Source organism: Tsukamurella sp. 1534 (assembly GCF_000312385.1).
Taxonomy (GTDB): domain Bacteria; phylum Actinomycetota; class Actinomycetes; order Mycobacteriales; family Mycobacteriaceae; genus Tsukamurella.
In genome coordinates this window covers 960,085-985,741 of the sequence record NZ_HE997627.1, presented here as the reverse complement: position 1 = coordinate 985,741, position 25,657 = coordinate 960,085, and the positions used below count along the sequence as shown (strand labels likewise).

The 25,657-nt window shown below is 70.5% G+C and carries 25 protein-coding genes and 2 tRNA genes; 14 read left to right on the top strand and 13 right to left on the bottom strand.

What is annotated here, in order from left to right; genetic code table 11:
- The first annotated feature begins 15 nt into the window (after positions 1-15).
- Positions 16-624, top strand: a complete 609-nt coding sequence (locus BN39_RS17115) for a helix-turn-helix domain-containing protein (protein WP_040768172.1) — start codon at positions 16-18, stop codon at positions 622-624.
- On the opposite strand, the gene BN39_RS17110 is transcribed toward BN39_RS17115, so the two are convergent.
- Positions 611-1,411, bottom strand: coding sequence for a crotonase/enoyl-CoA hydratase family protein (locus BN39_RS17110; RefSeq protein ID WP_019203668.1), 801 nt, complete (start codon positions 1,409-1,411; stop codon positions 611-613). The two genes, BN39_RS17115 and BN39_RS17110, sit on opposite strands and share 14 nt — an antisense overlap.
- Before the next feature lie 92 nt (positions 1,412-1,503).
- On the opposite strand from BN39_RS17110, the gene BN39_RS17105 reads away from it, so the two are divergent.
- Positions 1,504-1,574: transfer RNA gene (locus tag BN39_RS17105), tRNA-Gly, on the top strand.
- Between the two features lie 122 nt (positions 1,575-1,696).
- On the top strand, positions 1,697-2,980 hold the full coding sequence (locus BN39_RS17100) for a hypothetical protein (RefSeq protein WP_019203667.1): 1,284 nt from the start codon (positions 1,697-1,699) through the stop codon (positions 2,978-2,980).
- Here BN39_RS17100 and BN39_RS17095 read toward each other — a convergent pair.
- The 3 genes from BN39_RS17095 to BN39_RS17085 form a co-directional block, all read right to left on the bottom strand.
- Entirely contained in the window at positions 2,974-4,143 is a 1,170-nt protein-coding gene (locus BN39_RS17095) for an acyltransferase (protein ID WP_019203666.1), read from the bottom strand. The genes BN39_RS17100 and BN39_RS17095 overlap by 7 nt on opposite strands.
- A gap of 220 nt (positions 4,144-4,363) precedes the next feature.
- On the bottom strand, positions 4,364-5,776 hold the full coding sequence (locus BN39_RS17090; protein ID WP_019203665.1) for an MFS transporter: 1,413 nt from the start codon (positions 5,774-5,776) through the stop codon (positions 4,364-4,366).
- On the bottom strand, positions 5,773-6,345 hold the full coding sequence (locus BN39_RS17085; protein WP_019203664.1) for a TetR/AcrR family transcriptional regulator: 573 nt from the start codon (positions 6,343-6,345) through the stop codon (positions 5,773-5,775). The genes BN39_RS17090 and BN39_RS17085 overlap by 4 nt, the downstream gene beginning before the upstream one ends.
- Positions 6,346-6,542: 197 nt before the next feature.
- Between BN39_RS17085 and BN39_RS17080 the strand changes: the two genes are divergently transcribed.
- Both BN39_RS17080 and BN39_RS17075 read left to right on the top strand, forming a co-directional pair.
- Positions 6,543-6,929 carry a hypothetical protein gene (locus BN39_RS17080; RefSeq protein WP_019203663.1) on the top strand — a complete coding sequence of 129 codons (387 nt, stop codon included), beginning with the start codon at positions 6,543-6,545 and terminating at the stop codon, positions 6,927-6,929.
- A gap of 106 nt (positions 6,930-7,035) precedes the next feature.
- The gene (locus tag BN39_RS17075; RefSeq protein WP_237741711.1) at positions 7,036-9,201 is read left to right on the top strand and encodes an acyltransferase family protein; all 2,166 of its coding nucleotides are present in this window, start codon (positions 7,036-7,038) and stop codon (positions 9,199-9,201) included.
- Between the two features lie 16 nt (positions 9,202-9,217).
- Here BN39_RS17075 and BN39_RS17070 read toward each other — a convergent pair whose 3' ends face one another.
- Positions 9,218-10,354 (bottom strand): alkaline phosphatase family protein, encoded by a 1,137-nt coding sequence (locus tag BN39_RS17070; RefSeq protein WP_019203661.1) that lies wholly within the window; start codon positions 10,352-10,354, stop codon positions 9,218-9,220.
- Positions 10,355-10,436: 82 nt separating this feature from the next.
- Positions 10,437-11,075 (bottom strand): Type 1 glutamine amidotransferase-like domain-containing protein, encoded by a 639-nt coding sequence (locus BN39_RS17065; protein ID WP_019203660.1) that lies wholly within the window; start codon positions 11,073-11,075, stop codon positions 10,437-10,439.
- A 58-nt stretch (positions 11,076-11,133) separates the two neighbouring features.
- On the opposite strand from BN39_RS17065, the gene BN39_RS17060 reads away from it, so the two are divergent.
- The 4 genes from BN39_RS17060 (at position 11,134) to BN39_RS23285 (ending at position 14,532) form a co-directional block, all read left to right on the top strand.
- Positions 11,134-12,066 carry an ABC transporter substrate-binding protein gene (locus BN39_RS17060; RefSeq protein WP_202803307.1) on the top strand — a complete coding sequence of 311 codons (933 nt, stop codon included), beginning with the start codon at positions 11,134-11,136 and terminating at the stop codon, positions 12,064-12,066.
- Positions 12,063-13,124: an iron ABC transporter permease gene (locus BN39_RS17055; protein ID WP_019203658.1), complete on the top strand. Its 1,062-nt coding sequence runs from the start codon at positions 12,063-12,065 to the stop codon at positions 13,122-13,124. Before BN39_RS17060 ends, BN39_RS17055 begins: the two co-directional genes overlap by 4 nt.
- Complete coding sequence (locus tag BN39_RS17050; protein ID WP_019203657.1) at positions 13,121-13,888, top strand: ABC transporter ATP-binding protein; 768 nt, start codon at positions 13,121-13,123, stop codon at positions 13,886-13,888. Before BN39_RS17055 ends, BN39_RS17050 begins: the two co-directional genes overlap by 4 nt.
- A gap of 74 nt (positions 13,889-13,962) precedes the next feature.
- Positions 13,963-14,532 (top strand): hypothetical protein, encoded by a 570-nt coding sequence (locus tag BN39_RS23285; RefSeq protein WP_148281521.1) that lies wholly within the window; start codon positions 13,963-13,965, stop codon positions 14,530-14,532.
- Between the two features lie 6 nt (positions 14,533-14,538).
- Here the strand turns inward: BN39_RS23285 and BN39_RS17040 are convergent, their stop codons facing one another.
- Entirely contained in the window at positions 14,539-15,054 is a 516-nt protein-coding gene (locus BN39_RS17040) for a helix-turn-helix domain-containing protein (protein ID WP_019203654.1), read from the bottom strand.
- Between the two features lie 22 nt (positions 15,055-15,076).
- Between BN39_RS17040 and BN39_RS17035 the strand changes: the two genes are divergently transcribed.
- Both BN39_RS17035 and BN39_RS17030 read left to right on the top strand, forming a co-directional pair.
- Entirely contained in the window at positions 15,077-16,282 is a 1,206-nt protein-coding gene (locus tag BN39_RS17035; protein WP_040768168.1) for a benzoate/H(+) symporter BenE family transporter, read from the top strand.
- A gap of 20 nt (positions 16,283-16,302) precedes the next feature.
- Positions 16,303-16,376 (top strand) — tRNA-Pro (locus tag BN39_RS17030).
- Positions 16,377-16,458: 82 nt separating this feature from the next.
- Here the strand turns inward: BN39_RS17030 and BN39_RS23280 are convergent.
- On the bottom strand, positions 16,459-17,421 hold the full coding sequence (locus BN39_RS23280; protein WP_148281520.1) for a hypothetical protein: 963 nt from the start codon (positions 17,419-17,421) through the stop codon (positions 16,459-16,461).
- Between the two features lie 134 nt (positions 17,422-17,555).
- On the opposite strand from BN39_RS23280, the gene BN39_RS17020 reads away from it, so the two are divergent.
- The gene (locus BN39_RS17020; protein ID WP_019203651.1) at positions 17,556-18,104 is read left to right on the top strand and encodes an AAA family ATPase; all 549 of its coding nucleotides are present in this window, start codon (positions 17,556-17,558) and stop codon (positions 18,102-18,104) included.
- Between the two features lie 57 nt (positions 18,105-18,161).
- Here BN39_RS17020 and BN39_RS23915 read toward each other — a convergent pair whose 3' ends face one another.
- A complete protein-coding gene (locus BN39_RS23915) occupies positions 18,162-18,764 on the bottom strand; it encodes an excalibur calcium-binding domain-containing protein (RefSeq protein ID WP_237741710.1) in 603 nt (200 codons plus the stop codon).
- Positions 18,765-18,872: 108 nt separating this feature from the next.
- Positions 18,873-19,760, bottom strand: coding sequence for a DUF1524 domain-containing protein (locus BN39_RS17010; RefSeq protein WP_019203649.1), 888 nt, complete (start codon positions 19,758-19,760; stop codon positions 18,873-18,875).
- 343 nt (positions 19,761-20,103) lie between these two features.
- Between BN39_RS17010 and BN39_RS17005 the strand changes: the two genes are divergently transcribed.
- Together BN39_RS17005 and BN39_RS17000 are read left to right on the top strand one after the other, a co-directional pair.
- Positions 20,104-20,304 carry a hypothetical protein gene (locus BN39_RS17005; protein WP_019203648.1) on the top strand — a complete coding sequence of 67 codons (201 nt, stop codon included), beginning with the start codon at positions 20,104-20,106 and terminating at the stop codon, positions 20,302-20,304.
- Between the two features lie 164 nt (positions 20,305-20,468).
- Positions 20,469-21,269, top strand: coding sequence for a bifunctional 5,10-methylenetetrahydrofolate dehydrogenase/5,10-methenyltetrahydrofolate cyclohydrolase (locus BN39_RS17000; protein ID WP_019203647.1), 801 nt, complete (start codon positions 20,469-20,471; stop codon positions 21,267-21,269).
- Here the strand turns inward: BN39_RS17000 and rph are convergent.
- The 3 genes from rph to BN39_RS16985 form a co-directional block, all read right to left on the bottom strand.
- Positions 21,266-23,860 carry a rifamycin-inactivating phosphotransferase gene (gene rph, locus BN39_RS16995; protein ID WP_019203646.1) on the bottom strand — a complete coding sequence of 865 codons (2,595 nt, stop codon included), beginning with the start codon at positions 23,858-23,860 and terminating at the stop codon, positions 21,266-21,268. The genes BN39_RS17000 and rph overlap by 4 nt on opposite strands.
- A gap of 146 nt (positions 23,861-24,006) precedes the next feature.
- A complete protein-coding gene (locus tag BN39_RS16990; RefSeq protein ID WP_148281519.1) occupies positions 24,007-24,279 on the bottom strand; it encodes a hypothetical protein in 273 nt (90 codons plus the stop codon).
- A 2-nt stretch (positions 24,280-24,281) separates the two neighbouring features.
- On the bottom strand, positions 24,282-25,601 hold the full coding sequence (locus tag BN39_RS16985; RefSeq protein WP_019203644.1) for an MFS transporter: 1,320 nt from the start codon (positions 25,599-25,601) through the stop codon (positions 24,282-24,284).
- Positions 25,602-25,657: the final 56 nt, after the last annotated feature.

The following is a 25,657-nucleotide window of genomic DNA, read 5'->3' as shown; positions in this document are numbered from 1 at the left end:
TGAGAGGAATCGCTGGTGGAGGACTCCGGTGCGGCGGCGGATGGTGCTCGGGGAGCACCGGATCGGGTGGGCGCCGCGCTCAACGCCGCGCGCAGATCCCGCCGCATGACCCTCGCCGAGGTGGCCGCCGCCGTGGGCGTCACCAAGGGGTACCTGTCGAAGGTCGAACGGGGGCTCGCGGCCCCGTCGGTCGCCACGCTGGTGCGGCTGTGCGAGGTGCTCGACGTGCCCGTCGGCTCGCTGTTCGACGGCGGGCAGGCCGGCGAGGTGGTGCGCGAGGGCGCGTATCCGCCGGTCCGGTTCGGCGGCGCGGGCCTCGACGAGTTCCTGCTCACGCCCTCGGGGGAACGCCGGATTCAAGTGTTGCTCAGCGATATCCGCCCGGGCGGCGGGAGCGGCGACGAGGCCTACGCCCTGCCCTCGGAGGTGTCCTTCGTGATGATCCAGGGCGGAACCCTGCGGCTCGGCTTCCCGCCGGACGGCACCGTCGAACTCGCAGCGGGCGACGCGATGACCTTCGACCCGTCCCGGCCGCACACGTTCGTCGCCGGGCCCGACGGTGCCCGGGTGCTGTGGGTCATGACGCCGGCTCTGCCGGGCGCCGAGCGCCCTACCGCCCCGTGAACTCCGGGGGCCGCTTGTCCAGCATTGCCGCGACGGCCTCCTGGTGATCGGCGGTGGTGTGGGCGATCGACTGCATCGCCGCGGACAGTTCGAGGAGTGCGTCCAGGCTCTGGTGCTGCCCCTCACGCAGGAGCTTCTTCGTCATCCGGAGGGCGTGCGGCGGGTTCTTCGCCACCCGATCCGCGAGTTCTCTTGCCGCGGTGAGCAGCTCGTCCGGCTCGACCACGCTCGAGACCATGCCCCACTCCAGGGCGGTCCGGGCGTCCACCGCGTCGCCGGTGAGCGCCATCTCCGTCGCGCGGGCCATGCCCACGATCTTGGGCAGCAACCAGGCGCCGCCGTCGCCGGGGATGAGTCCCACTTTGACGAAGCTCTCCGCGAACACGGCGCGCGTGGAGGCGACCCGCAGGTCGCACATCATGGTGAGGTCGCAACCGGCGCCGATCGCCGGCCCGTTGACGGCCGCGATCGTCGGTGCCTCGCAGTGGAACAGCGCGCGGGGGATCCGCTGGATGCCGTGCCGGTAGCCCTGCCGCTGCTGCGTGGGGGTGCCGCCGAACATGCCCTCCTTGTCGCGCATGTGCTTGACGTTGCCACCCGAGCTGAACGCCGATCCCGCGCCGGTGAGGATCACGGCGCGCACGGAGTCGTCGCGGTTCACCTCCGCCACGGCGCGTTCGATGGCGTCGATCATCGCGTCGTCGGACACGGGGTTGCGGGCGGCCGGGTCGTTCAGCGTCCAGGTGACCACGGCACCGTCGCGCTCGATGAGGAGGGGTTCGGTCATGGGGTCGACTCTAGATTCCGTGCGTCGCCGCCGGGGCGGGCGAACCGATCGCGGGCGATGCAGTACTATTGCCAGCGCACGTTCACGTGCACGCGGGCGTAGCTCAATGGTAGAGCCCTAGTCTTCCAAACTAGCTACGCGGGTTCGATTCCCGTCGCCCGCTCCGCCCGCTGAGCCGGGGCATCGCGAGACGATGCCCCGGCTCAGCGCTTTCTCCGGTGCCGCACGGGTCGGAGCGTCCGGTATGCGGTTGTCTGAAGTGAAGTGAACCGGCACCATGGTTACGTGAACAGTGACGGTACGAACCCGCCCTCGCAGGACCCGGCCGGGCAGAACGGTGGCGCGCCGCAGGGTGCCTACCCGCCTGCCTATCCGGAGGGACCGGTGTACCCGCAAGGCGGCAATCCGTACGCGGGGAGCCCCTACGGTGGGAATCCGTACGCGCAGGTTCCCCCGGCGCAGGGACCGGCGGGCGGACCGTACTACGGGGCCCCGCAGGGCTATCCGCCGCCGGGCTACCCGCAGCCCGCGTACGGCTGGGGTCCCCCTCAGGCGCCCAAGCCCGGCATCGTCCCGCTCCGCCCGCTCGACCTGGGCGAGCTGTACAACGGGGCGTTCGCGGCGATCCGGATGAACCCGGGCGTCATGGTCGGGCTGACCGCGGTGGTCGTCGTCCTCACGCAGGTGCTCACGTTCCTCGCGCAGCTCCCGCTGACCCGGTTCGCCGTCGGCGACATGGACGGCGACGATGCGTCCGAGATCGCCGCCGCCGCGTTCGCGAACGTCGGGGCCGGCATCGCGACGTCGCTCATCGCCGTCGTCGCCACCTGGGCGCTCACGGGCATCCTGACGATCGTGGTCGCGCGCTCGATGTTCGGGAATCGGGTCTCCGCGGGTAGTGCGTGGCAGGCGGTCGCGCCGCGGCTCCTGCCGCTCATCGGCCTGGTCCTGCTGCAGGCGCTGATCTTCGTGGTCCCCGCACTGCTCCTGGTCGGCGTCGTCGTCGCGGTGGGGGTCGCGGGCGGCGCAGGAGCCGCCGTCGCGGTGGGGCTCGTGGTGTTCCTCGTGCTGTTCATCGCCTCGCTGGCGGCCATCCCGACGTTCTCGCTCGCCACACCCGTGCTGGTCCTCGAGCGACGGGGCCCGATCGATGCGCTCAAGCACGCCTTCGAACTGCAGAAGCAGGGCTTCTGGCGGCTCCTCGGCATCCTGTTCCTCACCTACCTGCTCACGGGGATCGTCGCGGGGATGGTTTCGGTGCCGTTCGGCATGGGCACCGTCCCCAGTGCCGGGGCCGCCGCCGACAACGTCGTGGGCATGTCGGTCGTGGGCCTGGCGGTCGCGACGGTCGGAGTGGCGATCGGGCAGATCCTCACCATGCCGTTCTCCGCGGCCGTGCAGACGCTCGTTTATGCAGATCAGCGGATGCGTCGCGAGACGTTCGTCAGTGCGTTGCAGGGGGAGGCGGCCCGTCGGGCGCAGTGGGGCACCCCGCCCGCCGGGCAGGACGACATTTGGCTCCCGCTCTCCAGCGCGCCCCCCGTGACGAGCTGGGACGCCGCTTACTGACCCCCGGGGGCGGCCTCGCCCGGCTTCGCCGGTGCGACCGCGTCGTCCCTGCGGGACTTGCGCTTGATCTGGTCCCGGGCCACGACCCACTTGCTGACGGGGGTCCGCAGCACGATGTCGATGAACAGCAGCGACAGAGTGAGCACCACGATCACGAGCGTTGTGGTCCGCAGTATCGCGGACGCGGGGAACCACTGGGCCAGAAGGCCGAAGAAGCCGAACTTCCCGAGGATGTCGAGGATCAGCGGGTGCACCGCGAACACGCCGAACGCCCGCAGCGTCGCGTAGGAGACGGCGCGCTCGCCCACGGGCCGGCCCGATTGGCGCAGGTCGTCCCACAGCATCGTCGACAGCCAGAGCAGCACCATGCCGCCCACGAGCCAGGGGAGCAGCGACGGGGCCCATGCGGCCGAGGCGGTCTCGGGCACGTTGCCCGGCTCGGTGCCGCGCAGGTACGCGACCATGCTGAACGCGCTCGCCAGGACCGACACGAGCACGACGGGCAACAGGTGAGCACGGAGCCAATCGGAGACCGCGGCGTAGTGCTGGGCGAACACCAGGCCGAGCGCGATGAACAGCGCGTACATGGGGAGCAGCTTCCACATGTGGTTGAACAGCGTCTGCCACGGCTGGCCCGGCGGCCGCGGGGTGTACTGGTAGAACACGAACACGCCCAGCTGGATCGCCGCGGCGATCGACAGGGTCCACCACGGGTGGCGGGACGTCCACGGCGCGGCCTTCATCAGCAACGGGAACACCAGGTAGATCTGCATCGAGATCAGCAGGAAGTACAGCTGATACTTCGCGTCACCGGTGACCGACGTGCGCGCCAGGTCCCCGAGGGACCGCCCGAACGACGGGAACGGATCGTTCGGGAGCAGCAGGTGGTCGGTGATCGAGTAGACGAGGGTCCACACCAGGAACGGCCACAGGACGAGGCCGATCCGTTTACGCCAGAAAGCGGTGGCGGTCATCGTCTTCCCGCGCATGCTCAACGCCAGCACGAACACCGTCACCGCGACGAAGCCGTACCGCGTGATGTGCAGCAACGTGGTGAGGAAGGTCGACTCACGGATCACATCAGGGGTGAAGTTGATGGTGGAGATGCAATGGGAGATCACGACCCCGAGGAACAGCAGAACCCGCGCCAGATCGGCGGTCAAGGCTCGTTTCGATGTCCCTTGAGCAGCCACGACGCTCCGCGCTGTCGGTTTCCGTCCGGTTCCGATGGTCTGCACACCCACGCCCCGTATGTTTTCAGGGCAACGCGTTTTCACCCCAAGTGCCGATTATTGTCCGATATTTTACGCGTCGGCTTACGGACAGTGACTGAGGGGGCACGGCGCGTCGGCGATCGGCACGTCCCGGCCCGGAGTGCGCAGGTCATGGCGCCGCACCGGGCGTGGTCCGCCGGGAGGCCGGCCGCCGGACGGCGAGGACGACGATGCTCAGGCCGAGCGCGGGCAGCGCCCAGAGGGCTGCGGTGAGGTAGCCGGCCTCGTCGGGCCACAGGGCTCCCGCCGGCGTCGCGGAGGCCAGGAGGAGTCCCGCGAGCGCGCTGCCCCCACTGAATCCGATGCTGCGGACGATCTGATTGATCGACAACACGCTCGCCGTCTCGCTCTGGGGCGCCCCGGCCAGGACGAGGCGCGGCATCACGGTGGCCACGCCGCCCACGCCGAACCCGAGCAGTGCAGTCGCCGCCAGCACGGCCGGTAGCGAACCGTCGGCCCCGACGAACAGCAGCGCCGCGGCGGCCGCGGCCCCGACAGACAGCGCGTACGCGAGGCCGGCCCCGAAGCGCTCCACGCACCGCGGCAGCCACCGTCCCGCGATGAACCCGAGCGCCGAGAACGGGATCAGGGCCGCGCCCGCCGCGACGCCCGGCAGTGCGAACCCGTAGGGCGCCCCGGCCGGGGTTTGGACGAACCGGGTGAACGCGCTGAACAACAGGTACAGCCCGCACCCCACGACGAGCATCGCGATGTTCGCGCGGAGCACCGGCCCCCGGCTCAGGAGGCGCAGGTCGACCAAGGGCGACGGTGCGCGGAGCTCGACCGCCGCCCACGCCGTCAGCACGACCGCCGCGCCGGCGAGCACGGCGAGCGCCGGCCAGACCCGCGACCACAGCGCCGGCTCCGCCACGACGAGGAGGACGCCCAGTGTCCCGGCTGCCAGGAGCGCCGCCCCCGCGACGTCGATCCGCGGGCGCGCGCCGGGTGCTTCGGCGGGCAGCGACCGCCATGCGATGACGAGCGCGACGACGGAGAGGGCGAGCCCGAGCCCGTACGCGGCGCGCAGGCCGGCGAGCTGGTCCACGAGGCTCACCACGGGGTAGCCCACACCGATGCCGACGGTCGATGCGACCGAGAGCGCCCCGATGGTCCGCGCGGAGCGCTCCGCGGGCAGGTGAGCCCGAGCGACGCTCATCAGAAGGGGGACCACCGCCACGCCGATGCCCTGCAGGCCCCTTCCCACCAGTAGCGCGGCGAAGGAGAGGGGGAGCACAGTCAGGACACCGCCCAGGGTGACGACGGCGATGGCGCCGCGGATCGTCGCCCTGCGGTACGCGCCGCTGCCGAGCCGGCCCAGCACCGGCCCGGCGACCGCTCCCGTGAACAGAACGATCGTGAGCGTCCACTGCGCCGCCGAGAGGGACACGTGCATGCCCCTCGCCACGGGCGTGATGAGTGGTGCGCCGACGCTGCCGACCACCGCCGCGGACAGGGCCGTGCACAACAACGCGGCGCTGAGCCCGCCCGCCTCCGGTGCCGCAGCGACTGGGGAGGCGGTCATCGGTTCGTCTCGGCGGTGATGTGCCGGAACAGTCCGGGGCGGATGAGGGTGCGGATGCCGTCGGCCCAGTCCGCATCGACGTGCTCGACGTCGAGCGCCGCACCCACGTTGAGCAGCATCCCGTAGGCCAGGAACGTCTTCACGGTGACGGGCTCCAGCCCCGTCCCGCTGTCGGCGGTGTCCCACAGCCGGGCGAAGCAGCCGCGCACGGCGTCGCGCACGTCGGGATCGCCGCACGCGGCGAATCCCTGGAGCTGCAGGAGCAATCCGGTCTCGTCCGCCAGGAGGTCGTAATACTGCCGGCCCATCGCCGACAGGGCGTCGAGCCCGTCCGACTCGCCCACGGCGTCGCGCATGCCGTCGACGAGCCGGTCGAACGCGGCCCGCACCAGCTCGAGGAAGAGTGCCTTCTTGGTGCCGAAGATCCGGAACACGTACGCCTGCGTGATCCCGGCCTCGCGTGCGATCTCGTCCGTCGAGGCGCCGTGCAGCCCGTGCTGCGCGAACTCCTTCGCCGCGACGGCCAGCACCTGCGCGCGCCGGTCCGATCCGCTCATCCGCTTCGCCATGCCAGTAAGTTACTAGTTACTAACTACTGATTTCAAGGGTTCTCCGGAACGGATCCGCGCGGTGGAGTAACGCCGCGGAGATCGTGACCGACAGAAAGAACAGTGGTGAAGACCGAGCCGCATCCCACAGCGCAGCAAGGAAGTCCACGAATCTCGGGCCTTCGGCTGCGGCGAGCGATACGACGAGGAGAGCACTCATGCGACGAACGATCAGCACGATCGGCAAGACGATCACCGTGGGGGCGCTCGCCGCGGGAGGCCTGGTGGCCGGCGGCGGCGCAGCCCACGCCGACGGTTTCCCCGGCGGCCCGTGGTGCAACACGGACATCGTCCTCAAGGCCGAGTCCCAGCTGTCCCAGGTGGTCGTCTGCACCCAGCCCGGTGACACCCGGTACCAGTACCAGGGCAAGGCGAAGACGAACGGCAACTACGTCACGATCCCCAACGCCGCCTACGCGAGCGGCGGCTACCACGCGCACAACAACGGGTACGCCTATCACGCACGCCCGGACGGCCTCGAGATCCTCGGGCCCGACGGCGCGGTGGTCTCGTTCGAGCCCTGGATCTCGTTCGTGACCTACTGAGTCCACCCCTTCGGCGCCGGCGCCCGGGGCCGGGCGCCCACCGACCTCACCCGGTAGGGTGGCGGGCTGACCCAGACGTCGGCGACCGAAGGGTGTGATTCCCGTCGTGCGTGACCGCCCCTCCGCGGGAGGCTACCGGGCGGATCTCGAAGGCCTGCGCGGCATCGCGATCGCGCTGGTCGCGTGCTTCCACGTGTGGTTCGGCCGGGTTTCCGGCGGCGTCGACGTGTTCCTCACCCTCTCCGGGTACTTCTTCGTCGGTTCCCTGCTGCGGCACGCGCTCGCCGCGCGCGATCCCGCGGTCACGCTCGGCGCGGCCGTGAATCCCGTTCCCCGCCTGGGCCGTCTCGCGCGCCGGTTGTTTCCGGCCTTGGTCCTGGTGCTCACCGCGGTGTCGGCGCTCACCCCGCTGGTACTGCCCGCGACCCGGTGGTCGGAGATCGGCTCCCAGGTGATTGCGAGCCTGACGTATCAACAGAATTCGCACCTCGCGGACCGATCGCTGGCGTACGCCGCGGCCGATGCGGCGGGCAGTCCGCTGCAGCACCTGTGGTCGATGTCCGTGCAGGGGCAGTTCTTCGTCGGGTCGCTCGCCCTCGGCGTCGTGTTCGCCGGAGCGGTGAACATCGTGGCGCGGGCCCGGAACGGGCCGCTCCGGGCGCGGACGGTCCGCGCGTCGGCGGGCGTCGGCGTGCTCCTGCTCGCCGCGGGCTCCTTCGCCTGGGCGGCGACGCACACCGGGGTCACGCAGCCGCAGAACTACTACGACACCCTCGCCCGGGCGTGGGAACCGCTCGCGGGAGGCGTACTGGCGGTGTGGCTTCCGGCGGTCCGCGTTCCCGCCGCGGTGCGCACCGCCGTCGCCGCACTCGCCGTGGGCGTCATCGCCACGTGCGGCTGGTGGATCGACGGAGCGGCCGCGTACCCGGGGCCGTGGGCGTTGGTACCGGTGCTCGCGACCCTCGCGATCATCTGGGCCGGCGCCGTTCCTCAAGGGGCGCCGTGCCCCGCGGCGACCTCTGTGCTCGCGCACCCGGTACCGGTGCGGCTCGGCGCCACGGCCTACTCGCTCTACCTGTGGCACTGGCCGGTGCTGATCTTCTCTCTCGCGGCGCGCGAGGAGAGGGCGGTGTCGTTCGCCGAGGGCTGCGGCGTCCTCGCCGTCTCCCTCGTCCTCGCGATGCTCACGGTCCGGTTCGTCGAGGATCCGCTGCGGGGGCCACGTCCCGACGGTGCGCCGACGCCGCGGCGAGGACGTGCCCGGCACGCGCGGTCCAGGCGGATCACGGTGCCCCACATGCCGTCTCCGCGCTCGGCCCGGTACGGCGCGGCCGTGACCGCGATCCTGGTGATCTGCGCCGCGGCCATGCCCCTCGGTGCCCACGCCTGGCAGGCCAGGGTGGACCGGATCGCCGTGGACCCCGCCGGACTCGACGCCGCCCGCTATCCAGGCGCGGCGGCGATGCTCGACGCCCTCCCGGCGCCGCCGGCGGAATTCCGGCCGTCACCGCTGGAGGCCTCCCACGACGTCCCGGTGACCACCCGGGACGGCCGGATCGCCGATTTCGCGGACTCCGACATCCGGGTCGGCAGCTACGGGGATCCTCGGGGGAGCCGCACCATCGCGCTCGCCGGGGGATCGCACTCCGAGTTCTGGATCACCGCGCTCGATCGGATCGGGCGGGAGAACGGGATCAGGATCACGACGTATCTCAAGCTCGGCTGCCCGCTCGCCACCGAGCCCCCGCCCTTCGTGTTCGGCAGCCTCTACCCGGAGTGCCGCGGTTGGGTGGACCGCGCGGTCGGGCGGATCCTCGCGGACCGTCCGGACGCGGTGTTCACCACGTCGACGCGGCCGAGGTCCGGTTTCGGACTGGGCGACTGGACGCCGGAGAGCTACGTCGACGTGTTCCGCCGGTTCGACCGTGCAGGGATCCCGGTGCTCGGGGTTCGGGACACCCCGTGGCCCATCACGTTCGGCGATCGCGGCGCCCTCGACTGCCTTGCCGACAAGCCGCCGGTGCAGTGCATGACGCCGCGCGATTTCAGCCTGGCGCGGGTGAATCCCGCGGACCGGGCCGCCGCCGAGGTCCCCCTGCTGAGCTCGCTGGATCTGAGCCGGGGGATGTGTGACGAGGAGGTCTGCCACCCGGTCGTGGGCAACGTCGTCGTGTACCGCGACCTGCACCACCTGACGAGTACCTTCGTGCACTCGCTGATCCCCGAACTGCGGAGGCAGATGCACGTGGCCGTGCCGCACCTGGTGTCGTGACGTGGAGTGACGGCGATCAGCAGGCGCGTGGTGCGATGAGTGGGATCGCCTGCTCGTCCACCGTCCACGCGCCGTGGTGGCCCAGCATGCGGGACTCCATCGGCTCCTGCGCCGGGCTCACGAGCACCGTGTTGCCCTGTGCCACGGCCAGCACGTGGCCGATCCGGTGCGCGATCACCGACGACGGGGGCGTGGGCCCGAACCAGTGCTCGTCGAGCGCCTGCTCGCGGGTGACCACCCGGGCGAAGCCGTCGAGCCCCTCCGCCCAGCGCCGCGCGACGTCCTCCACGTGGTGGCCCCGGTCGAGGTACACGTGCCGCACCCGGGCCTCGCCGCCGATCAGGCGGACGCCGTGGTGCAGTTCCTTGAGGGAGTCGATGTCCACCAGGGACTCGGCCTGGATCATGCCGTGGTCCGCGGTGACCACGAGCGAGCAGGTGCCGGGCAGGCCCGCCAACAGATCCGCGTACATCCGCTCCACGTCCCGCAGCACCCGCAGCCATTCGGGCGAGCCGGGGCCGTGGATGTGGCCCGCGGTGTCGAGGGAACTGAAGTAGGCGTAGGCGAACCGCCGGGCGGGGGAGTCGTGACGGGCCACCTCGAGCACACCGTCGCGGACCTCCTCCCACGACGACGCGGGGTGGAGCGAGCCCGGTGCCCGGAACGCGGCCCGGGTCAATCCCGAGCGCTCCTGGTACCCGGGTAGCACGTAGTGGATCTCCGCCCCGCCGTGCGCGAGGGCCTCCAGGCGGCTGTGGTGCCGCTGCAGTTCCTCGGGAGGGTGCGAATCCCGCGCGTCCGGCCCGCTCGCGCCGTCGATCGTCCAGCGCAGGGAGTTGAACAGCCGGCGGCCCCGCTCGTCGGGTACGCCGAAGCTGTACCCGACGATGCCGTGCGACGCGCAGGGCGCGCCGATCGCGAGACTGGTCAGGCTGGTCGCCGTGGTCGACGGGAAGCCCGCGTCGAGGCGGACCAGTGCGTGCGCCGCGAGCGTCGGCGCGTGCTCGGCGTGCCGCGCCAGCAATTCGGCACCGAGACCGTCCACGAGGAGCAGCACGACGTCGCGTTCCACCTGCAATCCGAGCGGATTCGGGCCCGGCAGGCCGAACGCGGCGCACACCGAGGGCATCACGTCGGACAGCGAACCGGGCATCCTCCCGATGCTAGAGGAGGCCGGACGGGCACGGGTGCGATCGCAGTGCCGGGTGATCCGATCGACGGTGGCACCGGTGCGGTCAGGTGATCGGGGAGGAGACGATGGTGGCCACCCCGTCTTCGACGAGGAGCGCCTGGTCGTCGTTCACCCGGGTCAGTGGGAAGCGGCCGCCGTAGGTGCGCACGATCTCGTCGATCATCGACGACGGGTACGGCGGCAACCTGCCGTCCGCGTGCGGGATGACGACGGTGTCCGCCAGCCCCAACCCCGTGAAGTCGGTGACGCCGGGCGCCTCGGCGGGATCGTCGAGCGGCGCGACGGGCTCCACGGTCGGTCCGGCGACCACGGCGCCGGCGCTGAGCCCGATGTAGGGGAGTCCCGCCCGCACCCGCGCCTTGAGGACCTCCCCGGCGCCGCTCCGCTGCAGCGCGCCCAGCAGCACGAACGTGTGCCCGCCGCACAGGTACACGGCGTCAACGCCGCGGAGGTCGGACTCGAAATCCGCGGCGTCCGTGTATTTCCCGACGGTCATCCGGGTGAGACGGAAGCCCAGGTCCGTGAGCTGCGTCCACTCGAACGAGGTGTACGGCTGGTCCACGTAAGGGAGGTGGGCGTCGTCGATGAACCCGATCCGCAGGGCGCTGGGCGCCCGCCCGGTGTGCCGTAGCAGGAACCCCGGCAGTGCCCCCGCGTTGAGCGACAACAACAAGAGGTTCATGTCGGCAGCGTACGTCGTTTGCGAGACTGGTGGTCGACCGACGACGAGGAGGGCGACGATGATGCGCCGAGCAGGCAGCGTGTTCGCGACCGTCGTCGCCATCGCGGTGGTCTCGGCGTGCGGCGGTTCCACCGGGGCCGGCGACGACCGGCGAGGGAGCGTCACCGTCGACGCCGGGAACGGGTCGGTCCCGGTCCCGAAGGATCCGCGGCGCATCGTGTCCCTGGCCCCGACGCACACCGAGACGCTGTTCGCGATCGGCGCCGGGCAGCAGGTGGTGGCCGTCGACGACCAGTCCTCCTACCCGGCGGAGGCGCCGCGGACGAAGCTCTCCGGATTCACGCCCAACGCGGAGGCGATCATCGGGTACGAACCGGACCTCGTGGTGGTCTCGGGAGACCGGGGCGGCATCGTCGAGGCGCTCCGCAGGGTCGGCGTGCCGGTGCTCGTCGAGCCCGCCGCGACGACGCTGGACGAGGCGTACGAACAGATCCGCGATCTCGGGCTCGCCACCGGCCGCGGAGCCGACGCGACGCGGGTCGTGGCCGGGATGCGAGCCGCGATCGACGACGCCGTGCGCGCCGCTCCTCGGTTCGCCCGCCCGCCCACGTACTTCCACGAACTGGACCCGCAGTTGAGCACCGTGACGTCCACGACGTTCATAGGCCGGGTCTACGCCGCGTTCGGACTGCGGAACATCGCCGATGCCGCCGACCCCCGGGGCAGCGGCTACCCGCAGCTCGCCGGAGAGGCTCTGCTGCAGGCGGATCCCGATCTCGTGTTCCTGGCGGACGCGCAATGCTGCGGGCAGAGCCCGGCGACGGTCGCGCAACGGCCTGGCTGGCGTGATCTGCGCGCCGTCCGCGACGGGCGGATCGTCTCGCTCGACGCCGACGTGACCTCGCGCTGGGGCCCGCGGCTGCCGGAGTTCTACCGGGCGGTCGGCAGCGCCCTCTCCGTGGCGCCGGGCAAGGTCCCGGCGGGCGGGTGAACGCGCCCGCCCGGGAGGCGGGCGCCGCCCCGCCGCGTGCGCGCGGGCTGCGACCCCTTCCACTCGTCGTCGCGATCGCGGCGCTCCTCGCCGCCGTGGTCGCGGGGCTACTCGTGGGCGCGGCGGACCTTCCGCTGCGCGGGGTCGTGCTGGAGCTGGCCGATCGGCTGCCTCTGGTGACCGCCGACTCCGGGCTGTCGAGGCTGGAGAGGAACCTGCTCCTGGAGATCCGCCTCCCGAGGGTGCTGGCCGCAGGCCTGGTGGGCGGGCTCCTCGCCGTCGCCGGTGCGGGGTACCAGGGCGTGTTCCGCAACCCGCTCGCCGACCCGTACCTGCTCGGCGCTGCGGCGGGCGCAGGCCTCGGCGCCACGGCCGTGATCGTGCTCGCCCCAGGGGACCCCTCCGTTCTCATCCCGATCGCGGCGTTCGTGGGGGCGCTGGCCGGGGTGGCGCTCGCGTTCGTGCTCGGCAACGCCGCGGGCGGCGGAGGAACGGCGACGCTGCTCCTGGCCGGTGTGGCGGTCACCGCGTTCCTGGGCGCGGTGCAGACGTTCCTCATGCAGAGCAATGCGCAGGAGCTGCAACGGATCTACTCGTGGGTGCTGGGCGGCGTCGGTGCCGCGGACGGGCCGCACCTGCTGTCGGTCGCGCCGTACGCCGCGGTGTCCGCGGTGGCGCTGCTGCTGCACGGGCGGCTCCTCGACGTGCTCGGCGTGGGCGACGAGGAGGCCTCCGCGCTGGGCCTCGACGCGCGGCGGGTGCGGGTGCTCGTGCTCCTCGCGGCATCGCTGGCCACGGCCACCGCGGTGGCCGTGGGCGGGCTGATCGGCTTCGTCGGGATCGTGGTGCCGCACGTCGTGCGGCGGCTGGCCGGAACCTCGTACCGCGCCGTACTGCCCCTGTCGTTGCTCGGCGGGGCGGCGTTCCTGGTGCTGGCCGACGTGGTGGCGCGCACCGTCGTCGCGCCCGGGGAGTTGCCGCTCGGGGTGGTCACCGCGTTCGTCGGCGGCCCGTTCTTCGTGTTGGTGCTACGCGCCGCCCGCGGAGGTGGGCGATGAGTATCGAGATCGCCGGTGTCGACGTCGATCTGGACCGCCGACCGGTGCTGCGGGACGTCGGGGCCACGGTGCCGTCCGGCTCCTGGACCGCCGTGATCGGTCCCAACGGGGCGGGCAAGTCGACCCTGCTGCGTGCCATGCTCGGCCTGGTACCGAGCGGCGGGGAGGTCACGGTCGACGGTGCCGACCCCCGACGGGCGCCGGCGCGGGACCGGGCGCGGCTGCTGGCCTACGCTCCGCAGACCCCCACCGTCCCGGCGGGGATGGCCGTGTTCGACTACGTCCTGCTGGGGCGCGCCCCCTACATCCCGTATCTCGGCCGTGAGAGCGAGAGCGACCGGCGGATCGTGCGGGATCTGTTGCCCCGCCTCGGCCTCGACGGGTTCGCGGCCCGGCCCGTCGACCATCTGTCCGGCGGTGAGAAGCAGCGTGTGGTGCTGGCCCGCGCGCTCGCGCAGCAGGCACCCGTCCTCCTGCTCGACGAACCGACCACCGCCCTCGACATCGGGCACCAGCAGCAGGTGCTGGACCTGATCGACGGGCTGTGCCGGGACGACGGCCTCACCGTGATCACCACCCTGCACGACCTTTCGCTGGCGGGGCAGTACGCGGACCGCTTGGTGCTCTTGGCCGCCGGACGCGTGGCGGCGAGCGGGCCGCCGCGGGAGGTTCTGACGGCGGAGCTGATCGGTACGCACTTCGGCGCGCGAGTCCGCGTGGAGACCGGGCCGGACGGCAGGCCCGTGCTGCATCTCCTGCGGTGAACCGGCGTTGCGTCCGCCGGATCGGGCGCGGGAACTCCTAGTGTGGGGAACCGGCGTTGACGACGATGTGGAGGTTGCAGGTGCGTGCACGGGACGGCTCGATCACGGCGCTGACGGCCTTCGCGGCGCTGGCCCTCGCCGGATGTTCGTCGACGGTGTCCGGTGTCGCGGTTCCGGAGAACGTGGCGATCCCGGGCGGCCCGGCGACGGTGGTACCCGCGCCCGGGGGAGCCGCCGCGCCGTCGTCGTCGGCGTCGGCGTCGCCGAGCGCACCGTCGAGCTCCGCACAGAGCGCTCCGATCGTCCTGCCCGACAACGGGAACGGCTACACGTTCATGGCGACGAAGAGCGGAAGGACGCACTGCCGGGTGAGCGCCGGCGGCGCGGGATGCCAGCTGACGTTCGCCACGCCGGGCCCGAGAACGGAGAACGGCGATGCCGCGAACGGCGTCAACGTGGGTCGGGACGGCGAACTCACCTACGTGCTGGGCGATATCGGCGTCGCGAACCCCGTGACGCTGGAGTACCGGACGTACACGGCGCGGGGCTGGACGATCGTCGCTTCGTACGAGGGCACGCGTTTCACCAATGACACCACCGGCCACGGCATGGTGGTCAACACGTCGGGCGCGCAGGCGTTCTGACGCCGGTCAGCGCGGTGTGGTGATCACGAGCACGGCCTCGGCGGGGCCGTCCACGGCGGCGTACCGGTGCTCCGACGCGACGGACCAGCTGTGCGAATCGCCCTCGCGGACCACGGTTTCCCGGCCCGGTTCGCCGACGAGGAGCGCACCGTCGACCACCGTGAGGTGCTCGCGGACCGCCGCGCCGTGCCCGGGCGACGTGTGATCGGCGCCCTCCGGGAATTCGAGGCGGAACACCTCCACCGTGACGTGCGGCAGGTGACGGACGGAGAGCAGGTGGGTGCGCATGCCGCCCGTCGCCGTGCCGTCGGTGCCCGGGGCCTCGCCGAGGAGGGCCGTGAGCGGCACGTCGAGCCGGCCGCAGAGGGCGTACAGCGTCTCGATCGTGGGGTTGCGGCCCCCCGCCTCGATCTCGGAGAGCGAGCCCTTGCCGATGCCCGCGCGCCTCGCGAGCTCGGACAGGCTGAGGCCGCGCTCGGTGCGCAGATCGCGGAGTCGGCTTCCGATGTCGGGGGGCGGCATGCGTCCATGCTACGTTCTGTTCATGGAACGTTCTGCATACGGAACGATAGGAAGCGAGTCGGTATCCGTGCCCGCCGGGGCCGGGGTCGTGTGCGCCCTGGTGGGCTTCACCTCGGCGTTCGCGGTGGTGCTGGCGGGTCTCCGGGCGATGGGCGCCGACCCGGGACAGGCCGCGTCCGGCCTGCTCGCGGTGTCGGTGACGATGGGCGCGGCGTCCGTCGTGCTGTCGTGGAGGTACCGGATGCCGATCACGAGTGCGTGGTCCACGCCCGGTGCCGCGCTGCTGATCAGCACGGGCGCGGTGGCGGGCGGGTGGCCCGCGGCGGTGGGCGCGTTCGCGGTGTGCGGGGTGTTCCTGGTGCTGACGGGGCTGTGGCCGGGGCTCGCCGCGCTGGTCCGGCGGATCCCGGCGCCGATCGCGCAGGCGATGCTGGCGGGTGTTCTTCTGCCCCTGTGCGTGGCGCCGGTGACCGCGCTCGGGGCGCATCCAGCGGCGGTCGCGCCGGTGCTGGTGGTGTGGCTTGTGCTGCTGAAACTGCGGCCGCGGTGGGCGGTTCCCGCCGCCTTCGTGGTGGCGATGGCGGTGATCGCGGTGTCGCTCGGGCGGTCCGGCGACGCGCCGGCCGCGTCGTCGCTGATCCCGCACCTGGAGTGGACCACCCCGTCGATCACCCTGCAGGCCCTGACCGGCGTGGCGCTGCCGTTGTACATCGTGACGATGGCCTCGCAGAACATCCCGGGCGTCGCGGTGATGTCCACGTACGGATACGAGGTTCCGTGGCGGCCGGCGCTCATGGTGACCGGCGCGGGATCCGTGCTCGGGGCGCCGTTCGGCGGGCACGCGATCAACCTGGCCGCGATCAGCGCGGCACTCGCCGCCGGGCCTGACGCGGGGGAGGACACGTCGCGGCGGTGGATCGCCGGGGTGACGACCGGCGTCTCGTACATCGTGCTCGGCGTGCTCAGCACGGGCCTGACCGCCGTGGTCCTCGCCGCGCCCGACGGGGTGGTGCAGGCCGTGGCGGGCGTCGCTCTGGTCGGTGCGTTCGCGTCCGCCTGTGCCGGTGCGATGGCCGACGAGGCGGCCCGCGTCCCTGCCGCGGTGACGTTCGTGGTTGCCGCGTCCGGGGCGACGGTGGCCGGTGTCGGCTCCGCGTTCTGGGCCCTGGTCGTCGGCATCGTCGTGTATCTGATGCTGGGGGTTCGGCGGTCAACGGGTACTGTCTAGGCTGGTCGCGCTAGCGATCGCGGGATGTGGCGCAGCTTGGTAGCGCATCTGCTTTGGGAGCAGAGGGTCGCAGGTTCAAATCCTGTCATCCCGACAAAAACAGGTCAGGCCCGGTTTTCCAGTAGGAGAGCCGGGTCTTTCACTGTCTCGCCCATCCGAAACCCATCCGCAACGATTCACTCGTCGTGCATCGCGCGTTTCGCCAACACGGCGAACCCAAAGTAGAGGTGAGCGAGCGAAGCCATCGACATCTGCAGCGCGTACAGATACAGATCGCGGATCTCTGGGGTCCGTGTGAACTCGGCGTAAGCCTCCTCGTACTTGGTCTCCTGGTGGATGAAGTCACCGTAGAGGAAAGTGTTGATCAGTTTCTCAGGGTTGACGAACCCGAAATTTCGGTGGGCATCGGGATCGGCGCTGGGCACCACCATTCTATGCAGAATTGTCTGGATGGTCTCATTCATGAGACGCGCCCGAGTCTCCTGCCATCGCCCGACCACTTTTCCATCGGGTGAGTCCCCGAGGTGTTTGTTGATCGCCGTGCAGGCGTTAAGAAAGCATCCATCTTCCTTTCGTGCGTGAACTTGCCGAAATGTTGTGGCCGCCGCCACGAGGCTCTGTCGAGTCGCAGAATCGGTCCGGAACCTTACGACGCCAGGATCGTGTGCGTATTCCACGAACTCCATTGTTGCAACAAACGAAAAAGCCGAGTAGGTGGCCAACGCCTCGCATGTGTCCACATAACGGCGCAGCAGTGCCCGATCGGAGTTGCTGAGGGACGGTACCGCCGGAAATTTTTTCGGATCTGGAAGGCTGAAGGCGTGGTGTAACTTCTGCCAGTTCCAGGTGAAAGGGTTCCCTTTCTTGTCTGGCGTTCCAGCGAATTCAATCAGCGGAGGCTTGAATGGGATAGGTTGCGGGTGGATAAGGTTCTCGATCATCAGGGTTCTGTAGTGCAGATGGTCATTGTGTTTGTAGAAATCGTAGGTTATCGACTCGAAACACAATTCTGGGGCGTCGGCGAGGCCGTGAAACCGGGTGTCGCCGGGGCGCCGGGCGGCGGACTTCGGCCACTCAGCGCGGCGGATCCGATTCCGGTACTGAGGCGCCAGCCGTGCCACCCCCGGGGGCAGGTCCACCGTCTGAGCACGGCGTATACGGATCCTTCTCCCTCGACTGCTCATGAACCAATCCTGTCATCCCGACTTGGTGCCGGTGCTCGGCCGGCTGTGCGGCGGCGGCATCCCCGCAGGTCGTCAGTACGGTGGGAAGCATGAGCGCCGACGTCATCATTCTGGCCGGACCCGCGGGGACGGGGAAGTCGACAACGGCCAGGGCACTCGCCGCGACGTATCCGAAGTCGGTGCACCTGCACACGGACGACTTCTGGCACAACATCGTCTCCGGCGCGATCGCGCCGTACCTACCGGAGTCCGACCCGCAGAACCAGACCGTGCTGCGCGTGATCGAGGGCGCGGCACGGACCTACGCCTCGGGCGGGTATCTCACCGTGGTCGACGGATTCATCGGTCCGTGGATGCTGCACCACTTCCTCGGGCCGGGCGGGATCGCCGCCGGTACCCGCCTGCACTACGTGGTGCTGCGCACCGGCCTGGAGGAGACGCTGCGACGCGCGCAGGGGCGCTCGGGGCCCGACGACCTCGTCGACGAGGGGCCGATCGTGGCGCTGTGGAAGCAGTTCTCCGACCTCGGCGGTCTGGAGAAGCACGTCATCGACACGACGGGCCATGCCGCCGAGGACTCGCTACACGCCGTGCAGCGCGCGATCGCGGGCGGTGACTTCCTCTTGGCCGCCCCCTGATTCAGTTCCTCAGCCTGTCACCTGAGGTGGCTCGAGGGGCGGAAGAATCGAAGTCCTTCACTCGCAAGCGATTCCGTCGTTATCGCGGTCGAGCTTCGGATTCCATCCGGGACTGCCCGGAGAGAGCGGGGCGGCGCCGGCCCGCCGGGCTTCGGCACAACTCTCGTAGCCGCCCAGCGACGGCGCCGGGGCGGCCGGCGTCGTGTATTCGGTCGTCGGTGCCATCCGTGGGGGAGTCGGAACAGGGGTTCGCGTATCCGTCTCCGCCACTCGCGGTGGGGGATTCACGGTCGTCGTCGTGGGCGGCACGGTGGTCACCCGTGTCGTCGTGGTCGTCGCGGGCGTACTCGTACTGGTGGTACTGCTCGACGCCGGGGTGCTACTCATCGTTGAGGTCACCGTGACCGTCGAGGTCGACACAGTGGAACTCGCGGGCGAGACGACAGGGGCGGTTTCAGGCTCGTCGGGACTGACCGCGCCGCCGAGGAACAGTGCGACGACTGCCGCGGGCACGCCGACCTTCCAGTTGATCGGCCATACGAGGAGCGCCCCGAGTCCGGCGATCGCGAGCCCGATGAGGAACCCGCCCACCTTTCCGCCGGCACCGTCGCCGGACACGAGTGCCCCCAGGGCTCCCAAGACCCCGAAGGCGATGAGCACCCAGCCGACGACCCGTAGCGCGATGTGCCGCGGGGCCCTACGCGGTGTGGTCGGGGGCGGCGGGTACGGGCCTGGCTGATCGGGATTCCCTGAAGGTTGCATGATCGATCACCTCTCGCAGGCGACGCCGTCGCCGTCTCGGTCGAGTTTGGCGCTGTAGCCCGGCTGGCCGCGGTACAGAGGTGCGGCGCCCGCCGCGCGCGCCTGCGCACAGTTCGCGTACGTCGACGTCCGCGGCGGTGCTGTCGTCGTGGGCACGGCCTGCCGGGGTGCCGGCGTGGCCGGCCGCGTCGTCGGAGCGGTCGGTGCCGATGGGGCGGTCGTCCCGGGCGTCGCGCACGACGAGAGGATCCGCGTCATCGCGTCCTTCTCCGCCTGCGTGACCCACAGTCCGTAGGTCCGTTTGACCGAGACCTGTTTCGACACGTAATCGCAGCGGAAGCTCTTGTTCGGCGGGAGCCAGGTTGCGGCGTCGCCGTCGCCCTTCCGCTGATTCGATGTGCCGTCCACCGCCAGGAGATTGCGTGGATCGTTGGCGAAGTCCGCGCGCCTCTGCCCGTCCCACTGCTGGGCACCCTTCTGCCATGCGTCCGACAGGGCTACGACGTGGTCGATCTGCACTCTCGAACTGGTCGATGCTCCTCGCCGGAACTCGATCGACATACCGGTATAGGGATCGGCGAGAGTTCCCGCGAGCACCACGCAGTTCCGGGTGCCGGGCTTCACCACGACCGCAGTCAGGTCGCGACGAAGGATGTCGTTCCGCGTGTCGCAGCCGTTGTGCCCGCCGGCGACCGTCACGTCGTCGGACCACGCCTGTCCGAACGCCGAGCGCTCGTATCCCGTCTTGGGCGCGCGACCCTTCACCGGCAACTCGTCGAGCTGCGCGAGAACGGTGTCGCCGGTGGGCGGCCGAGTCGGTGGGGTGGCGTGAGTGAGGGGAGTCCCGGTCACGGCCAGACCGAGTGTGATGCCAGTCACAAACAGCTTCTTCATGGGGCGGGAGGTTACGCCCAAAACAGACATGCACCAAGCCAACCGGAGGATGGTTGTCGTACATGTGCAAAAACCGTGTGACCTGCGATTACTTTGCGGTATCCGGGCTGGTTCGCAGCCGCCCGATCGGCCTCTCGTCGTGTAGTGCGCATGCTGTGCCGACGGCCGGCTTGGGGGACGATCGGCGGTCGGTCGAGGGGTTTCGGGCGGTCCGCGATCAGGTACCCGGAAGGGCCGCGCGCGTGCGCTGTCGATGAACTGTATTCAGCTGAGGCAGGTTGGGTTTGGGGAGTTCCGCGACGAACGACGCCCTTCGCGAGGCCGCATGCGGTCTACTCGACTCGTGACCTACCCGGACCCTCCGCCGCCCGCCGTCGCCGACGGCGGGCCGATGGACGGTGCGATCCTCGGCGTCGCAGGACCGGAGTCGTTCGACGTGACGATGGCCGACGGTGCGCGGTGGCGCTACGAGGCGACAGGCGAGATGCGAGTACAGCCGGACGGAGTGCCCGCGCGCATGTATCGGTGCGCCGGGCGGCAATGACCTCTGCGGACCTATCGACCTGTCGGCTCAGGGGCGCGGCCGGTATTCTGGCGCTTGGTCGTGACTGGCGCTGAGCAGGAGCACCTGCGGGGAGCGGCCCACCGGAGTATCCGAGCCGCGCGCCTGGGCAGTCGTCCCAGGAGGCACGCATGTCACCGATATCGTTGTCCGGAACCGACCTCGCCGCCGAAATCAACCGGCAGACCGCCGCGCGGGCCGCGGTCCTCTCCATGACCCCGACGCTCGCCACCGTCCTCGTCGGAGACGATCCCGGTTCCGCCAAGTACGTTCAGATGAAGCAACGACGCTGCGCACAATACGGATTGGCGTCGCGTCACGTGCACCTGTCGGCCGAGACGGGGACCGACGAACTCGTCGCCGTCCTGGGCGAACTCGGTGCGGACCCCCGGGTTCACGGCATCCTGCTCCAGCATCCGCTGCCCCCACAGATCGACGAACGACGCGCGTTCGACGCGGTGCCGATTCAGAAGGACGTCGACGGAACGAGCGCGGCTTCCTTCGCCGCGGCCGCCCTGGGACGGCCCGGTCACCGCAGCTGCACGCCGGCCGGGATCGTGCGGCTCATCGATCATTACGCGATCGCCATGGCGGGCGCCGACGTGGCTGTCGTCGGCCGTTCCTCGATCCTCGGCAAACCACTCGCAGCGATGCTGACGCAGCGCGATGCGACGGTCACGGTCTGCCACTCCCGAACGGTCGACCTCGGCGCGCACACACGTCGAGCCGACATCGTGATCGCCGCCGCGGGGAGGCCCGGGCTGATCACCGGAGACATGATCAAGCCAGGCGCCACCGTGGTCGACGCGGGATTCACGCCGGGGGATGTTGCGCCCGAAGTCCATGACGTCGCGGGCGCATTCACCCCGGTGCCCGGTGGCGTGGGTCCGATGACGATCGCGGTGTTGCTGTCCCAGACCGTGGACGCGGCCGAGACTTCGTCCTAGCCGAGGATCTCGACCGTGCCGTCGGTGCCGTCGATGCGGATGGTCCACCCATCCTCGATCACGCGGGTGGCGTCGGCGACCCCGACAACGGCGGGGAGGCCGTACTCACGGGCGATCACGGCTCCGTGCGTCATCTGGCCGCCCACCTCGGTGACCAATCCGCCGATGGCGACGAACAAGGGAGACCAACTGGGGTCGGTGTACGCGGTCACCAGGATGTCGCCGGGGTCCAGCTCGGCGTCCGCGACGTCCAGGATCACGCGCGCCCGGCCCTCGACGACGCCGGGGGAGACGGGCAGGCCCACGAGGGCACCGTCGGGCACGTCGTCGCGACGATAGCTGCCGGAGAGGGCCTCGCCGTCGGAGGTGAGGACCCGCGGCGGGGTCAGCCTCTGGAACCCGGCGAACTCCTCGCGCCGCCGGCGGATCAGTTCACGATCGGCCACCCCGGTGCGGGCGACTTCCTGCAGCTCCTGGATCCGCAGGAAGTAGGCGTCCTCGACCGCATCGATCGCGCCGTCTCGTACCAGGCGTTCCGCCTCCGCCAGCAGCGCCTTCTTGTACACCCAGTACCGGCTGATCATCCCGAACTTGGGGAACTCGCGATACCCGGCGAAGGTCCTGAGGCGCTCGATCATCCGCGCCGTCTCCGTCGCCCGCTGTTCGCCGTCCGGCTGGGATCGGAGGCGCCGCAGTATGTCCTGTTCCTTCTCCTCCGCCTCGCGCCGGCCCTCCTCGAACCGCCGCGCGCCGGCGCCGTGCTCGAAGTTCCGCACGTTCGAGAGGATCATCGGCAGCACGGCGGTGGGGTGCTCGGCCCACCGCGGCCGGGTGATGTCGATCTCGCCCACGCACCGCATCCCGTAACGATCCAGGTACCCGACGATCGCGTCGCGCGCTTCCGTACCGCCGGGGAGGGAGGACAATTCGTCGAGGAATCCGTCGCCGGTGGCGCGGTCGAGGTGGGCGATCACCTCGGGATGCGGCCGGACGGCGTCCGCGACGTCGAGCAGCGCCAGCCCCATCTCGGCGGTCACGTTGTTGGGCACGGAGAGCGAGAGAGTATCCGCCGGATTCCGCTCGCCCAGCCACTCCTGCAGGTTGTCGTTGAGCCACCACGCCGCCTGCATTCCGGCCATGATCGCCGGCGTGCTCTCCGGGTCGAACAGCCGCGCCCGGCACTCCACGACATCCGCGAGGAGGAACTCGAACAGCTCCGGCCCGGATTTCCCGGCGATCGCGGACTCCGCTGCGGCGATGGACTTCTCGACCCGTTCGATGAGCGCGGCCGGTATCGCGGGATCGGTCTCGATCGTGACCGGAGAACCGCCCGGTACCGGCGGGACGTCGTCGTCCTCGCGCGGTGCGGGCAGGAAGCCGTCGCGCCCGAGCACGGTGTTCAGCGCGTCCGCCGTGAGCGGGTCCTGCGTGGCAGACAACGTGAGGAACTGAGCGCGGGTCTCCGCCTTCGCGAGCATCGGCGTCGCGTCCACGAACAGCCGCCCGCCCGCCTCGCGCATCGGCTTGAACGTGGTCAGTTGCCAGAACGAGATGCCGAGCGGAGTCATCGCGTCGGTCATCATCTGCTGGTGCCCCACGGACAGGAACACGTGGTTGTCGCCGTCGTCGGTCTCCGGCACGGGGAACAGCGTGGTGATCGGCCGGCTCTGGACGATCTGGAACGCGCCTGCGCTGAGGCACCATTCGACGTCCTGCGGCCGGCCGAAATGCTCCTCGATGCGCCGCGCCAGCGCGACCAGGCGCACCGCCTCGTCGTCGGTGAGAACCGCGCGCCGCTGCTCGTCCGGGCGGACCGCCCGCTCGCGCGTGCCGCCCCCCGGGGCCGCGTCCAATGCGACCGTCTTGTCCGCGATCGACGACGCGACGACCTCCCCGTCGCGCACGGCGTAGCGGTCCGTGTTCACCAGACCCGACACTAGCGCCTCGCCGAGGCCGTAGGTCGCCTCCACCGATGCGACCCGCCGGTTCGACGTGACCGGATCGGCCGTGAAGACCACGCCGGAGGCGTCCGGAAACACCATGCGCTGCACCACGACGGCCATGCGGACACGATCGTGGCGGAAGCCGTTCCGTTCCCGGTACGCCACCGCGCGGTCGCTGAACATCGAGGCCCAGCACCGTCGGATGTGGGCGAGCACCGCGTCCGCGCCGGTGACGTTGAGGTACGTGTCCTGCTGGCCGGCGAACGACGCGCCCGGGAGATCCTCGGCCGTCGCGCTCGAGCGCACCGCGCAGGCGGTGCCCGTCCCCAGGCCGGCGAGCGCGTCCGCTATTTCCGCGGCCACCTCGTCCGGCACCGGCGCGGCCTCGACGGCCCGGCGCAGCTCCGCGCTCCATGCGCGGACCGCGTCCCGATTTCCGGGGCCGAGCCCTTCCTGCTCCCTCAGGAGGTCGGCGACCGACGGTGCTCCACTCACCGCCCGCTCGAAGGCTCCGGTGGTCACGCAGAATCCGGCAGGCACGTCTACGCCCTCGATCCGCGACAGCTCGCCCAGGTGCGCGCCCTTGCCGCCGACTTCTCCGATCCGTGTCCGATCGACCTCGTCGAAGCCGAGTACGTAGTCGCCCATCCATCCGCCTTTCGCCGCTCCGAGCCCGACCGGCTGCGCGAATGCGCAGGTCCCCGGCTCAGGCGAAGGATTCTGCCGCACACCCCGGGCCTTGCGGCAAGCCCCGGGGTGAGCTGTAGATTGAGAGGGGGAAGGGCACGACCGCGTCAGTCGCCGCGATCCCCGTTCCGCGCCGCGCTCGCCATCAGGGACCTCACCAGTGCTTGATTGCGCTGAATCCGCTTCTCGAACACCAACTCCAGCAGGAACGCCACGGTGGCGGCGCCGAACAACTCGATGGAGATCGAGAACATCACTCCGGTCAGCAGATCGTTCGCCACCCGGTGCCCTTCGAGGACGCCGGTGTACTCGACGGTCTTCGAGGCGACCGCCATGACGACGTCGATCGCGAAGAGCGCGTACAGGAATCGCTTCCTCACCTTCAGGGGAAGCCGGTCACCCGGCGGATCCACGCCGTCGCCGCCAGGGAGATCAGAGCCGTCGCGACCAGGTACGCGGCCGCGGTCCACGGCGCACCGTCGGCCCCGTGGATGAGCGCGGTGAGGATGAGGGGAGTGAGTCCCGAGGCGTAGATGCCCGAGAACTGGTAGACCACCGACAGTCCGGTGTACCGCACCTCGGTGGGGAACAGACTCGCGAAGAACGTGCCCTGCGCCGCGTAGAAGACCCCGTGGATCAGGCCGAACACCACGATGAGACCTACCGTGAACCACACGATCGACGCCGTTCCGAACAACGCGAACACGGGGAACACCGCCAGGCCGTAGAGGCTGACGCCGATCCCGTAGATCAGCCCCGCTCCGTACCGGTCCACCAGGGCACCGGCGAACGGGATCACCACCGCCATCACCAGGGCGGCCGCCGTGACCGCCAGCAGCACGTCCACCTTGTTCATGGCGAGTGTCGCCGTTGCGTAGGTGATCGCGAAGACGCCCCACGTGTTGAACGCGCTGCCCTCGGCCCACCGCGCGAGGCATCCCGCGATCGTGTTGCGGCGCAACGTGGCATCCGACAGGAGCTGGCGCAGGGGAGCACGGGTGGTGTCGAGCGTGCGCCGCGCCGCGACGAACGCCGGCGTCTCGTCCACCGCGAGGCGCACCACCACACCGATGATCACCAGCACGATCGAGACCGCGAACGCGATCCGCCAGCCGAACCGGAGGAACTGGTCATCGTCGAAAACCGTTTGCAGGAGCGCGAACACGGCCGTTCCGAGCCCCAGGCCGAGCGCGAGCCCCACCTGCGGGACGGCCCCGAACCGGCCCTTGCGCCCCTCCGGCGCGTGTTCGACCGCGAGCAGTACGGCGCCCGCCCACTCGCCGCCGAGGGCGAACCCCTGCAGGATTCGCAGGAGCAGCAGCAGGATCGGGGCCAGCAGTCCCACCTGCGCCGCCGTCGGCAGCGCACCCATCAGTGCCGTCGCCACGCCCATGAGGACCATCGTCAGCGCCAGGGTCCGGCGGCGGCCGATCCGGTCACCGATGTGGCCGAACACCAACCCGCCGACGGGCCGCATCACGAATCCAACGGCGAACGTCACGAAGCTCAGCATGGTGCCCACGAACGAGCTGGTGTCGGGGAAGAACAGCTTGTTGAACACCAGTGACGCAGCGGTGGAGTAGAGGAAGAAGTCGTACCACTCCACCGTGGTACCCAGCAGGGACGCAGCGATCACCCGGCGCAGCTGCGTGCGGTCCGGGCCGTGGGCGGCGGGAACGGGTTCGACGGTGGCGGTACTCACCGATCGGAAGGTAGGCGCCGCCGGGCGGCGCGTCACCCGTTGCGCTCGCCGTGAAT